Genomic DNA, 11526 nt, shown 5'->3' with positions numbered 1-11526 from the left:
CAGTTTGGCCTAATCTGCGCACATGCCCGACAAACCCACCCAGATGATCGGCCAGTCCGGCCCCTTTCTCGACGCGGTCGAACGCGCCAGCGCCGCCGCTCCGCTCAGCCGGCCGGTGCTCGTCGTCGGCGAACGCGGCACCGGCAAGGAAATGATCGCAGAACGCGTGCATCGCCTGTCGCCACGGTGGGAAGAACCGCTGATCGGCCTGAACTGCGCCGCCCTCCCCGAATCGCTGCTCGATGCCGAGCTGTTCGGCTACGAGGCAGGCGCGTTCACCGGGGCCGTAAAGTCACGCGCCGGGCGCTTCGAAGACGCCGACGGCGGTACGCTGTTCCTCGACGAAATCGGCATGCTGACGGCCGCCGGGCAGGAACGCCTGCTGCGCGTCGTCGAATATGGCGAACTGGCGCGGCTTGGCAGTACGCGCACCATCCGCGTCGATGTCCGGGTGGTCGCTGCAACCAACGAGGATCTGCCGCGCCTTGCCGAAACCGGGCGGTTCCGCGCCGACCTCCTCGACCGCCTTTCGTTCGAAGTGATCACCCTGCCGCCGCTGCGCGCCCGCCGCGACGACATCCGCGCGCTGTCCGACCACTTCGGCCGCCGCATGGCCTCGGAACTGGGGTGGCAAAGCTTCCCCGGCTTTTCGCCGCGCGTCCTTGAAGATCTGGAAACCCACGACTGGCCCGGAAACGTCCGGGAACTGAAAAACGCCGTCGAACGCGCGGTCTATCGCTGGGGCGAAGAAGGGCGCGCAATCGGCGCCCTCGACCTCGACCCGTTCGCCAGCCCCTGGCGGCCAACCGGCGCCTTCTCCGGCCGGGCCGACACCCAGCCGACGACGGAAGCCGAGACCGATGCGCCCCCGCAACCCGCCGACGAACCGCCGTGCGAAAATTTCCGGCAGGCCGTCGCCGCCTACGAACGCCGCCTGCTGGTGCAGGCGCTGGCGTCGTGCCGCCACAACCAGCGCAAGGCGGCGCAGAAACTTGGGCTAAGCTACGACCAGTTGCGCCACGCAATGAAGCGGCACAACCTCTTGCAGGCCTGACAGCGCCTCAGGTCTGGTCGTCGCTGGTCGCCTCCGCGCCGACCGGGGGGTGCAGCAGCAACCGCACCACGCGCTGGCCTTCGGTAGCGGCCACCTCGATCGTCCAGCCGTTGCGGTGGACGAAGCGTTCACCAACGTCGGGCACACGGCCCGCCATCAGCACGCACAGACCGCCGAGCGTATCGACTTCGTCGCCCAGTTCCTCGTCGATGAAGCCGACGCCCAGTTCGCGTTCCAGATCCTCCAGCTCGACGCGGGCGTCGGCTTCGACAAGATCATCCTTGCGGCGCACGATCAGCACCTGCTCGTCCTCGTCGTGCTCGTCCTCGATCTCGCCGACGATTTCCTCGACGATGTCCTCGATCGTAACCAGCCCGTCCGTGCCGCCGAATTCATCGACGACGACCGCCATGTGGGTGCGTGTGCGGCGCATCTCGGTCAGCAGATCGACGAGCGGCATCGACGGCGGAACAAACAGCACCGGGCGGACGAGTTCGGCGATCGTCGGCAGTGGCGCCGACGGCTCTGCCTCCACGCCGAAGCGATCGGCGATCACGGCATAGACGTCCTTCACGTGCAGCATGCCCGTCACTTCATCAAGCGACCCATGAAACACCGGCAGACGACTGTGCCCGGCCTCGCGGAACAGCGCCACGAGGGCGGGAAACGCGCAATCGTCGCCAACCGCAACAATATCCGAACGCTGCACCGCCACATCGCCCGCCTTCTGCGCGGTCAGGTCGAGCATGTTGCGAAGCATCACCCGCTCGTCGAGGTCTAGATCCCCCGGCTCTGCCCCTTCAAGGGCGTGCTCTTCGATCGCTTCCTCGATCGTTTCCCTGAGGGTGTTCGGCCCCTTCAGGTGGAGCAGTTCGCGGACGGCACGCCACAGGAATGTGCCGTCCGCGGGTCTAGGGGAAGGGTCGCTCATGATCCGTCGTTCACCTCGGCCGCATGTGCGGCATAGGGGTCGGCAATGCCAAGCCCCGCCAGAATCTGCACTTCAAGCGCTTCCATCGCATCGGCCTCGGCGTCGTCCTGATGGTCGTGGCCAAGCAGATGCAGTGTGCCATGCACCAGCAGGTGCGTCACATGGCCGGCCAGCGGGATGCCCTTTTCGGCCGCTTCCCGCGCCGTCGTCTCGTAGGCAAGCGCCATGTCGCCGAGCAGCAGGTCCATGCCCGAGGCGGCAAGCGTTTCCGCCACGTCGCCCGCTTCCAGCATCGGGAAGGAAAGAATGTTGGTCGGCTTGTCCTTGCCGCGATAGTCGGCGTTCAGGCGGCGCACTTCCTCGTCGTCGGATAGCCTGACCGACACCTCGACCAGCATATCGGCTGCACCGACGACCGACGCATGGCCGCCGCCTTCCAGCGCCGCCGCCACTGCGCGCATTGCCAGTCCCTCCCAGTCAGCCTGCTGGTCCCAGTCTCCGGCGACTATGTCGCAATCGACATCAAGCATCCGGACCCTCATAGGCCTCGACGATGCGGCCGACGATCGGGTGCCGGACGACATCACGGGCGCTGAAGCGCTGCACGGCAAGGCCGGCGATCCCCGACAACCGCGACACCGCGTCCGCCAGCCCGCTCTTGCCGGGGTCGGGCAGGTCGACCTGGTTGGGGTCGCCGCAGATCACCATGCGGCTTCCCTCGCCGAAGCGGGTAAGGAACATCTTCATCTGCAAGGGCGTCGTGTTCTGCGCTTCATCCAGAATGACGAACGCATGCGCCAGCGTCCGCCCGCGCATGAACGCAAGCGGTGCAATCTCGATCTCTCCGGAGGCAATGCGGCGTTCTACCTGTTCGGAAGGCAGCATGTCATACAGCGCATCATAAAGCGGGCGCAGATAGGGATCGACCTTTTCCTTCATGTCGCCGGGAAGGAAGCCCAGCCTTTCCCCCGCCTCGACGGCCGGGCGCGACAGGATCAGCCGATCGACGGAACCGGAAATCAACTGGCTCACGGCCTGCGCGACGGCAAGATAGGTCTTGCCCGTGCCCGCCGGCCCCAGGGCGAAGATCATGTCGTTCCTTGCAAGCGCCTGGATATAATCCGCCTGCGCCGCGTTGCGGGCGATGATCGTCTTGCGGCGGGTGCGGATCATCGCCGGCTGGCCGCCCGCTTCCACCTTCACGCCTTCGGCAGTGGTTTCCCCCGCCATCGCCAGCGCGGCATCCACATCGCCGCTGTCCACCGCCATTCCGCGTTCCAGCCGCGCGTACAGCTCGTTCAGCACGTCGCGCGCCCGCGCGATCCCCAGCGGCTCACCCTCGACGGCAACCTTGTTGCCGCGCGCCGCGATATAGACGCCCAGCCGGTTCTCGATGGCGATCAGATTCTGGTCATACTGGCCGAACAGGCTGCCCAGCAGCGCGGGCCGGTCGAACTCCAGTTCCAGCCGCGCCCGTCCGGTGGTGACGGGTTCGGCCCCGCCCTTGTGCCCCGCATCCGCGTGCCGCTTCACCATGCGTTTCCGGTTCCCCCATTCACCATGCGCCCCTCAAGGCTGTTCGGCCCGGCTGAGACCAGTTCCACGTCGATCATGTTGCCGCGCGTCAGGCCGGGCGCATCCACCACGACCGATTGCAGCCACGGCGACTTGCCGATCCACTGCCCGTCACGGCGGCCCGGCCGTTCGATCAGCACGGCGCAATTCTGCCCCACCATCCGGCGGTTGAACGCCAGCGAGCAGGACCAGATCAGTTCCTGCAACCGCTGCAACCGTTCGGCCTTCACGTCTTCGGGCACCTGATCGTCGCGTTCGGCGGCGGGTGTCCCCAAACGGGGGGAATATTTGAAGCTGAACGCCTGCGCATAGCCGACTTCCTCGACCAGCCCGAGCGTGTCGGCAAAATCCTCCTCCGTCTCTCCGGGGAAACCGACGATGAAATCCGACGTCAGCGCAAGATCAGGGCGGACGGCGCGGAACTGCCGCACCAGATCCAGATAGAATGTGCGATCATGCCGGCGGTTCATCGCCTGCAGCACACGATCCGAACCCGACTGCACCGGCAGGTGCAGATAGGGCATCAGTTGCGGAAGCTCGGCATAGGCGCGGATCATCGCCGGGGTCACGTCGCGCGGGTGGCTCGTCGTGAAGCGCAGACGCTCCAGCCCCTCGATCGCCGCAACCGCCGCCAGCAGTTCACCGAACCCGTTTTCGCCATCGGTCCACGCGTTCACATTCTGCCCAAGCAGCGTAACCTCGATCGCGCCACCCGAAACCAGCCGCTGCGCTTCGGCCAGAATGGCCGGCAGCGGCCGCGCCGCTTCGCCGCCGCGCGTATAGGGCACCACGCAAAAGGCGCAGAACTTGTCGCACCCTTCCTGCACGGTCAGGAAGGCGGAGGGTCCCCGGTGGCCGCGCTGGGGCAGTTGGTCGAACTTCGGAACCGCCGGCATATCCAGATCGACGATGTTGCGCTCACCGGCCGCCTGAGCATGCAGCAGTTTGGGCAGCCGGTGATAGGCCTGCGGCCCGACCACCAGATCAACCGCCGACGACCGCTTCATGATCTCGGCGCCTTCCGCCTGCGCGACACAGCCCGCAACGGCAACGACCGGCTTAGCACGGCCGCCGTCGCGCGCACGCGCGGCGATGCGCCCTACCTCGTGGTAGACCTTTTCGGCCGCACGTTCCCGGATATGGCATGTATTGAGGACGATGACGTCGGCGTCTTCCTCGGTCGACTCGACAAGGCCATCCGCTTCGAGGGCCTCGCCCATGCGCTCCGAATCATACACATTCATCTGGCAACCAAAGGACTTGATTGCGAAGCTACGCGTCAAATCTCACCTCGTCAGTGCTTGTCGAAGACAGGCGATAGCATGTGACCGCCCCCCTGCGCGAGCAGTTTCCCCCGCCCCTCGCGCCAGCCCGGCTCAGCCGTGCTTCTTCAGTGACACACCGTAAAGTTCGAGGCGGTGATCGACCAGCCGATAGCCAAGCTTTTCGGCGATCAGCGTCTGCAACCGCTCCAGCTCCTCGTCATGGAACTCGATCACGTCGCCGGAGTCGATGTCGATCAGGTGATCGTGGTGTTCGTCCGGCGTCGGCTCGTAACGGGATCGGCCGTCGCGGAAATCATGCCGTTCCAGAATGCCTGCTTCCTCGAACAGGCGCACCGTCCGGTAAACGGTCGCGATCGAGATGCCGCTGTCCACCTCGGCGGCGCGGCGATGCAGTTCCTCGACATCCGGATGGTCCCGGCTTTCCGACAGGACACGCGCGATCACCCGGCGTTGCTCGGTGATACGAAGCCCTTTTGCCTGGCAGAGCGCTTCAATATCGATCGATCCAGTCATGCACCATCCCAGTTCCGGCGCATTACATGGCGCCAATCATCTTTGGCATTGCGCCAGCCCGTTCGATAGATGCTGAAGCACGGCCGGGCAAGTCAATATCAGACTGCCTTGGTCTGTATTCCAGAAAGCACGAAGGGGGATGCACACGGCACCCCCCTTGGCGTTTTTGCGATCCGGCGGCAGGGGCAATGCCCCGCCCGCACGGGTTGCTTACTTCTTGCGGCCGCGCGTCGCGGTCTTGCCAAGGCCGATCGACTTGGCAAGCTGGCGGCGCGATTCGGCATAGTTCGGCGCGACCATCGGATAATCCGCCGGCAGGCCCCACTTGGCGCGATAGTCGTCAGGGGTCATGCCATAAGCAGTCATCAGGTGACGCTTCAGCATCTTCAGCTTTTTCCCGTCTTCAAGGCAGACGATATAGTCAGGCTTGATCGACTGGCGAATGGAAACCGCAGGCTCCTGCTTCACTTCGGGCGCCGGCGCTGGCACCGAAAGCCCGGAAAGCGTTGCGTAAACATTCTGGATAAGCTGCGGCAGGTCATTCACTGCAACGCTGTTGTTTGCGACATGGCTGGAGACAATATCCGCAGTCAGCGCGAGAAGATCATTATGTTCAACGTGGTCGGTCATTTTCATGTTCCCGGCAAAGATCAGCAGGAGAATACCTGCAAACGTTGGCCACGGCTATATCATGAACTTGGCTGAACAACAGCCTAACAATGGCGGAACCCCGCATACGCAGCGCTCATGTCCGGTCGTGTAACCTTATCCGTTTTGATTCTCGGACGGCGCGCCCTTTGTCATTACGGGAAGTGATATTCAAGTAAAATCTTACCGCCGTGCCAAAATTATGAAGGCCGCAATTATAACTGCATCGACAGGGTGATCGCGTCGATCACCGTACCAGATAATGTGCGATAATAACCGGGCCTGCGCCCGTCTTCGGCAAAACCTGCCTTGCGATACAGCGCCAGTGCCGCAGAGTTGCTGGCCCGGACTTCGAGAAACAGCCGCGCGCCACCCAACGCGCGCGACTTCGCCGCCACCTGCCGGATGACGGCAAGGCCAAGTCCCCGCTGCCGCCAGTCGGGTCTCGTTGCGCACAACAGCAGTTCCACTTCATCCAGCGCCTTGCGGCACATGGCAAAGGCAACTGGCTCACCATTGCTATCTTCTGCGATCTGCATCCATGCATTCTGGCCGATCAGCAGGTCTGCGATCTGCCCCGTGGTCCATGCCTCGCGATACTCGGGGTCGAACGAGGCTTCCGCCAGCATCGCAACCGCCACTGCATCGGCTGCGCCCGCCGTCCGCCAGCGCACGCCGCTGATGTCAGGCGGCATCGGCGCCCGCCACGCGCACATACAGAAGCTCGGCAGGGCCAAGCACATCCACAGGGCAATGCACGACAGCCGCCGCAGACGGCCGGATATCGAGGCCTGGAACGCCGCACGCCCCGCACGCAGTGCCCGCAACAAGTTCGGCGCCCGCAAGCCTTGCCGCCGCCTCGGCCGGCGGCAGCGCGACTGGCGCGCCAAGGCTTGCCATCCCGCCGGCGGCGAAACCCTCTACCCAGACCTGCCCGCGCGGCGCCAGCAACGCCACCATCAGCGGGCCGAAATGCCGTTGGGAACGCGCCTTTGCCGCCACAAGTTGCGTCGAGCGCACACCGGACAGGCGCGCATTCCACGCAAGGCCAAGCGCCGTCGCCGCAGCCAGGCCAACGCGCAAACCCGTAAAGCTTCCAGGGCCGGTCTCGACGACGATATCGCGCACCCCGGCCTGCGGCCCGCCGAACGGAGCCAGCAGTTCGGCGATCGACGGCACGACCGCTTCGGCATGGCCGCGATCCATCGGCCGGTCGATCGCCGCCAGCAGGGCATCGCCCTCTAGCAGCGCCAGCGACAGATCGTGCCCCGCCGCGACGACCAGCGTGCGTCCGCTCAGGCGATCCTGCATGCTTCCTCGAACGACAGCCGTGGCAGGCGGTCGAACTGCTTGCGGCCCGTGCCCCGGCCAAGCGAGCAGATGAAGTTGGTTTCAACCCTGGTTCCGGCCCAGAACAGGCGATCGACGGCCGCCCTGTCAAAGCCCGACATCGGGCCGGCATCCAGCCCCAGTGCGCGCGCCGCCATGATCAGCCACGCCCCTTGCAGACTGGAGTTGCGCATCGCCGTCTCGCGGACGAGGTCGGGCTTGCCGGCATACCAGCTTCGCGCGTCGGTATGGGGAAAAAGCTGCGGCAGCCGATCCGGAAATTCCAGATCCATGCCGATGATCACCGTCACCGGCGCCTGCCGGATCTTCGCTGCATTCGCCTCCGACGCCACCGACGCCAACTGGTCGCGCGCTTCGCGGCTGGCGCAGAAGACGAATCGCGCAGGCGAACAATTGGCCGATGTCGGCCCCATCTTCAGCAAGTCGTGCAGCCGGTGCAGCAGCGCTGCATCCAGCGGCGCCTCGTCCCAGTCATAATGGGTCCGCGCCTTGCAGAACAGTTGATCCAGCGCCTGCCGGTCCAGTGCTTCGGCCATCAGATCGCCCGCACCTCGATCACTTCGGGCACATAATGCCGAAGCAGGTTTTCGATGCCGCCCTTCAGCGTCGCCTGCGATGACGGGCAACCCGCGCAGCTTCCGCGCATGTGCAGAAAAACGACGCCTTTCTGAAAGCCGCGATAGACGATGTCGCCGCCATCATTGGCAACGGCCGGACGCACGCGCGTATCCAGCAGGTCGCGGATCTGCTCGACGATGTCGGCATCTTCCGGATCGTCGAAGGTCTCGGCCTCGGCCTCGTCGCGGCCGTCGGCCATCAACGGCGCACCGCTGGCGAAATGGTCCATCACCAGCCCCAGCACATCAAGCTTCAGTTGCGGCCAGTCCCGGCCGCCCGGCGCCCGCGTGACGCTGACGAAGTCGGCGCCGAAGAACACGCGCTCCACGTCTCCCAGTGCGAACAGCGACCGCGCCAGCGGCGAGCGTTCGGCGCTTTCAGGCGAATCAAAGTCGGCGCCTGCCCCAGGCAGGACGGCGCGTCCGGGCAGGAACTTCAGCGTGGCGGGGTTCGGGGTTCGTTCGGTCTCGATCAGCATGGCATACTCCTGTCCGGCCAGATGGCGCGACTGCAACGCACAATCAAGACCGGATCGGTCTAAATTAAGTCAGACGGTCAAGACCGGCATCGGAAATGCCCCCCGGCACGATCATCACCATGCAGGGCAGGCTCCCGGCTTTCTCGCCGGCGAAAAAGTCCACCAGCGGTCCCGGCCGACCGCGCGCTGCGGCCGCCAGCACCAGTGCCCGGATGTTGTCGTCGCCGGTCACCATTTCCAGCACCACTTCGGTCGCGCGGCCGCGCCGCAGGCGCGTTTCGGGGCGTTCGCCTGTCAGCGCCTGCACATCGGCCGCGCGCGCTTCCAGCAGATCGTGGCCCAGCCGTTCGGCTTCGGCGTCGATGTCGTGCTGGGCGCCGCCCCATTGCAGGAACTGCGTCGGCTTCAAAACGTGCAGGATCACCACATGCGCCCCGGTATGCTGCGCCCGCAGCGCGGCATAGCGAAGCGCCTTGGTGCATTCGGGCGTGTCATCAACCACCACCAGAAAGGATTCCGCCGCCTGCTGCATCCCAGCCCCTGTTCGATGCGCGAAGCCAGACGCGCCAGTTCCAGCGATTACCCGGCTTCGCCGCCGCGATCAATGGAATGAACCGGGCCGCCGGCAGCAGGCCTGCTCAGCGGCTGGCCGGCACCCGCACGACCTTGCTGCTTGCCGGCGGGCCGGGGAAGTCGGTGAACATCGCTTCCACCAGCTTCGGCATCGCGGCCGGCAGATCGTTCACCCGCGTCGTCGTCGCCACATGCCCCTCGAACAGCGGCTTGCCGTCGGGCTGGCTCTGGATCATCACATGCAGATGTGCCGGATATACGGTGAAGCTGTAGACTTCCTGATCGTCCCACGGGCCCCACGGACCCCACGGGCCATACCAGCCCGGCCAGCCGCCGTACCAGCCGCGACCGCGCCATCCCCAACCCCAGCCGGGGTTCATCGACGGGCGCGTGGCGATGCGCTCGCGGCCGGGGCCTGACCCGAATTCGATCTTCACCACCATGTTCGCGGCCTCGGGTGTCTGCGCGGGTTGCAGGCCGTGCTTCTGCAACGCCGCAGTCACTTCGGCGGCATAGGCGGCAAACTCAAGGCTGCCTGTCAGCTTGTCATCCAGCGGCTTCACCACGAAGGTCTGGCCCTGCATCGGCGGCATCGCCTGAAAGCTTTGCACCCTCGCCTCGAACGGCTGGGCGCACGCAGCAAGCAGCGCCAGAGACGCCACTGCAACCACCTGCATCAAACGCTGAACCGACCCGCCGATCATATGCACACCTCTGTCACGATACATGGCAGTATAATCGCATCCGGCAGGTGAACGCCACATGTCCGCGCATTGCCTGCGAAAGCGATCGGCAAAGGCTTGCCCGGCCCCTGCCATCCGTCTATGCGGCCCGCGTCGGACCCCGGCGGGGAGTGGCGCAGTCTGGTAGCGCATCTGCTTTGGGAGCAGAGGGTCGCAGGTTCGAATCCTGTCTCCCCGACCATCATTGCCAATCAATACGGCTTCGAAGTTTGCGAATTGGCCCCACAAGCGCATCGCATGCTGTCACGCGCGCGCTGCCAACTTCCTATCCGACGTCGCGCTTGCTACAGCCTTCGCATTCCGGTTCTGACTGAGCAGGAACGCTGGGGAGAACGAATTATGCGGATCATGCAGCTTACCGCAATCGCTGCGATTTCGATTGCCGCTTCGCCCGCAATTGCCGCGACACCCGCACCGAACAGCCAGATCGCCGCCGCGCTTGCGGTAATCCAGTCAGCGGCTTTGTCGCATGACCCGACACATGCCGAGACGTTGTTCGCGCCCGATCTGGTGCTCATCTCGCAGTCTGGGAAACTGTACGGAAAGGCAGACGTAATCGCCGACATCAAGGGCGGATTCGAGCAATGGAACAACAGCGACGTAACAATCCGCGTGCAGAATGACCAGGCTATCGTGACACTGATCAATTCTCGCAAGCGCCCGAATCTGGATGGTGCGCGGTTCCGGGTGCTTCAGCTGTGGACGCGATCAAGCGGACGCTGGATGATGACCGCACAGAGCAGCACCAAAATCGCAGGCTAGGCTGCGGTAACAAAAGGGATTCCAAAACACGCTATTGCCGGGCAGGACATCATGATTGACGACCAGCGATTGACGTGATCAGACTGAGGAACCGAAATGATTACCGGCTCATGTCGGCCCGCTACTACTGCGCCCAGAGGTTCAAGATGCAACCTGTCTCACTCTTTGCAATATCCGCTGCTCTTGCTCTTTCCGCCTGCAGCACATCTGCACCAGCAGCGCAGGAAGTGCCTGGAAGCGGTACGCTGCCCCTGTCAAAGATACTGACCACGGTTGAAGCAGGCGGCGCCAGGATAGTTCATTCCGCAGACTGGGATCGTCGTGGCCGGTGGGATGTCGTGTCCTGCCCCGGCCGCACGCGCGTCTGCATGGAAGAAGCGATCGACGCTACAACTGGCACAGTGCGGTCGTCGGATACCGAGGGTGTTCTCATCTTGCCGCCAGACGGCGCTCTGTCCGCCTCGGCTATCGCCAAGCAGGTGGAGACACTCGGCATTGGCCAGATCATCGACCTGGAATTCGACGACCGGCGCTGGAACGTGGAAGTCCGCAGCGGCATTCGTCGGGCAGAGTTTTACATCAACCCGATGACGGGCAAGGTCGAGCGTTGCAGAGGGTCGCTTTGCCCGTAAGCCACATATTCAGGAACGGGTGATCGCCGCACCAACGGTTGTGCCGGTCACGACATCTGTTGCGGCATTACAGCTTGAGGCCGTGCCCAACGACGCACCACGACAGCCTGGTCGGCAATCCGTTCGCGCCTAAGGACATCTCGACAAGACACAGATGACGGTGCCTGCATCGCACCGCCATCCGCGTGTTTTCATGTTCAGCGATGCGGTACCGTGAACAGTATCCAGCCGTCCTTGCGCGCCACTTCCTTGCCGCCCGTTTCAAAGGCGAAAAGCCGTGGATCGGTTCCGGGCGGACACGCCACCAAGTCTCCACCTCCACCCAGGAACTGGCCGGTGAAGGCGCTTTCTCCGGCCCGCCGG

The 11526-nt window shown here is 64.5% G+C and carries 15 protein-coding genes and 1 tRNA gene; 4 read left to right on the top strand and 12 right to left on the bottom strand.

Annotated features, from left to right (window positions below):
• Positions 1-22: 22 nt before the first annotated feature.
• Positions 23-1054 carry a phage shock protein operon transcriptional activator gene (pspF, locus tag AC16JP_RS03715; protein ID WP_484339255.1) on the top strand — a complete coding sequence of 344 codons (1032 nt, stop codon included), beginning with the start codon at positions 23-25 and terminating at the stop codon, positions 1052-1054.
• Between the two features lie 7 nt (positions 1055-1061).
• On the opposite strand, the gene AC16JP_RS03710 is transcribed toward pspF, so the two are convergent.
• The 12 genes from AC16JP_RS03710 to AC16JP_RS03655 form a co-directional block, all read right to left on the bottom strand.
• Positions 1062-1985 carry a hemolysin family protein gene (locus AC16JP_RS03710; protein WP_484339254.1) on the bottom strand — a complete coding sequence of 308 codons (924 nt, stop codon included), beginning with the start codon at positions 1983-1985 and terminating at the stop codon, positions 1062-1064.
• Positions 1982-2515, bottom strand: a complete 534-nt coding sequence (gene ybeY / locus AC16JP_RS03705; protein ID WP_484339253.1) for an rRNA maturation RNase YbeY — start codon at positions 2513-2515, stop codon at positions 1982-1984. The genes AC16JP_RS03710 and ybeY overlap by 4 nt, the downstream gene beginning before the upstream one ends.
• Entirely contained in the window at positions 2508-3521 is a 1014-nt protein-coding gene (locus AC16JP_RS03700; protein ID WP_484339252.1) for a PhoH family protein, read from the bottom strand. The genes ybeY and AC16JP_RS03700 overlap by 8 nt, the downstream gene beginning before the upstream one ends.
• Positions 3515-4843, bottom strand: a complete 1329-nt coding sequence (gene miaB, locus AC16JP_RS03695) for a tRNA (N6-isopentenyl adenosine(37)-C2)-methylthiotransferase MiaB (protein ID WP_484339251.1) — start codon at positions 4841-4843, stop codon at positions 3515-3517. The genes AC16JP_RS03700 and miaB overlap by 7 nt, the downstream gene beginning before the upstream one ends.
• A gap of 93 nt (positions 4844-4936) precedes the next feature.
• Positions 4937-5359, bottom strand: coding sequence for a Fur family transcriptional regulator (locus tag AC16JP_RS03690; protein WP_484339250.1), 423 nt, complete (start codon positions 5357-5359; stop codon positions 4937-4939).
• Positions 5360-5569: 210 nt separating this feature from the next.
• On the bottom strand, positions 5570-5989 hold the full coding sequence (locus AC16JP_RS03685; RefSeq protein WP_484339249.1) for a Ros/MucR family transcriptional regulator: 420 nt from the start codon (positions 5987-5989) through the stop codon (positions 5570-5572).
• A gap of 233 nt (positions 5990-6222) precedes the next feature.
• A complete protein-coding gene (locus AC16JP_RS03680) occupies positions 6223-6702 on the bottom strand; it encodes a GNAT family N-acetyltransferase (protein WP_484339248.1) in 480 nt (159 codons plus the stop codon).
• On the bottom strand, positions 6692-7318 hold the full coding sequence (tsaB, locus tag AC16JP_RS03675; RefSeq protein ID WP_484339247.1) for a tRNA (adenosine(37)-N6)-threonylcarbamoyltransferase complex dimerization subunit type 1 TsaB: 627 nt from the start codon (positions 7316-7318) through the stop codon (positions 6692-6694). Before tsaB ends, AC16JP_RS03680 begins: the two co-directional genes overlap by 11 nt.
• A complete protein-coding gene (locus tag AC16JP_RS03670; RefSeq protein WP_484339246.1) occupies positions 7303-7893 on the bottom strand; it encodes a malonic semialdehyde reductase in 591 nt (196 codons plus the stop codon). Before AC16JP_RS03670 ends, tsaB begins: the two co-directional genes overlap by 16 nt.
• Positions 7893-8453 carry a NifU family protein gene (locus tag AC16JP_RS03665; protein ID WP_484339245.1) on the bottom strand — a complete coding sequence of 187 codons (561 nt, stop codon included), beginning with the start codon at positions 8451-8453 and terminating at the stop codon, positions 7893-7895. The genes AC16JP_RS03670 and AC16JP_RS03665 overlap by 1 nt, the downstream gene beginning before the upstream one ends.
• A 64-nt stretch (positions 8454-8517) precedes the next feature.
• A complete protein-coding gene (locus AC16JP_RS03660) occupies positions 8518-8985 on the bottom strand; it encodes a universal stress protein (RefSeq protein ID WP_484339244.1) in 468 nt (155 codons plus the stop codon).
• 106 nt (positions 8986-9091) lie between these two features.
• Positions 9092-9730, bottom strand: a complete 639-nt coding sequence (locus AC16JP_RS03655) for a DUF4136 domain-containing protein (RefSeq protein WP_484339243.1) — start codon at positions 9728-9730, stop codon at positions 9092-9094.
• Between the two features lie 143 nt (positions 9731-9873).
• On the opposite strand from AC16JP_RS03655, the gene AC16JP_RS03650 reads away from it, so the two are divergent.
• The 3 genes from AC16JP_RS03650 to AC16JP_RS03640 all read left to right on the top strand — a co-directional run bounded on the left by AC16JP_RS03650 (position 9874) and on the right by AC16JP_RS03640 (position 11163).
• A tRNA-Pro gene (locus AC16JP_RS03650) sits at positions 9874-9950 on the top strand.
• 158 nt (positions 9951-10108) lie between these two features.
• Positions 10109-10531, top strand: a complete 423-nt coding sequence (locus AC16JP_RS03645; RefSeq protein WP_484339242.1) for a nuclear transport factor 2 family protein — start codon at positions 10109-10111, stop codon at positions 10529-10531.
• A gap of 110 nt (positions 10532-10641) precedes the next feature.
• Positions 10642-11163 (top strand): PepSY domain-containing protein, encoded by a 522-nt coding sequence (locus AC16JP_RS03640; protein ID WP_484339241.1) that lies wholly within the window; start codon positions 10642-10644, stop codon positions 11161-11163.
• The last annotated feature ends 363 nt before the right edge of the window (positions 11164-11526 follow it).

This window comes from Sandaracinobacteroides sp. (assembly GCF_057137845.1).
This window is presented reverse-complemented; position numbering and strand designations above follow the sequence as displayed.

What these genes read in the sequence shown, in the direction of transcription:
- tsaB (WP_484339247.1), bottom strand. Translation starts at nt 7,318, where the DNA reads ATGCAGGATCGCCTGAGCGGACGCACGCTGGTCGTCGCGGCGGGGCAC.
- AC16JP_RS03665 (WP_484339245.1), bottom strand. Translation starts at nt 8,453, where the DNA reads ATGCTGATCGAGACCGAACGAACCCCGAACCCCGCCACGCTGAAGTTC.
- pspF (WP_484339255.1), top strand. Translation starts at nt 23, where the DNA reads ATGCCCGACAAACCCACCCAGATGATCGGCCAGTCCGGCCCCTTTCTC.
- AC16JP_RS03645 (WP_484339242.1), top strand. Translation starts at nt 10,109, where the DNA reads ATGCGGATCATGCAGCTTACCGCAATCGCTGCGATTTCGATTGCCGCT.
- AC16JP_RS03655 (WP_484339243.1), bottom strand. Translation starts at nt 9,730, where the DNA reads ATGATCGGCGGGTCGGTTCAGCGTTTGATGCAGGTGGTTGCAGTGGCG.
- AC16JP_RS03685 (WP_484339249.1), bottom strand. Translation starts at nt 5,989, where the DNA reads ATGACCGACCACGTTGAACATAATGATCTTCTCGCGCTGACTGCGGAT.
- AC16JP_RS03700 (WP_484339252.1), bottom strand. Translation starts at nt 3,521, where the DNA reads ATGGTGAAGCGGCACGCGGATGCGGGGCACAAGGGCGGGGCCGAACCC.
- AC16JP_RS03660 (WP_484339244.1), bottom strand. Translation starts at nt 8,985, where the DNA reads ATGCAGCAGGCGGCGGAATCCTTTCTGGTGGTGGTTGATGACACGCCC.
- AC16JP_RS03680 (WP_484339248.1), bottom strand. Translation starts at nt 6,702, where the DNA reads ATGCCGCCTGACATCAGCGGCGTGCGCTGGCGGACGGCGGGCGCAGCC.
- AC16JP_RS03710 (WP_484339254.1), bottom strand. Translation starts at nt 1,985, where the DNA reads ATGAGCGACCCTTCCCCTAGACCCGCGGACGGCACATTCCTGTGGCGT.
- AC16JP_RS03670 (WP_484339246.1), bottom strand. Translation starts at nt 7,893, where the DNA reads ATGGCCGAAGCACTGGACCGGCAGGCGCTGGATCAACTGTTCTGCAAG.
- AC16JP_RS03640 (WP_484339241.1), top strand. Translation starts at nt 10,642, where the DNA reads ATGTCGGCCCGCTACTACTGCGCCCAGAGGTTCAAGATGCAACCTGTC.
- AC16JP_RS03690 (WP_484339250.1), bottom strand. Translation starts at nt 5,359, where the DNA reads ATGACTGGATCGATCGATATTGAAGCGCTCTGCCAGGCAAAAGGGCTT.
- ybeY (WP_484339253.1), bottom strand. Translation starts at nt 2,515, where the DNA reads ATGCTTGATGTCGATTGCGACATAGTCGCCGGAGACTGGGACCAGCAG.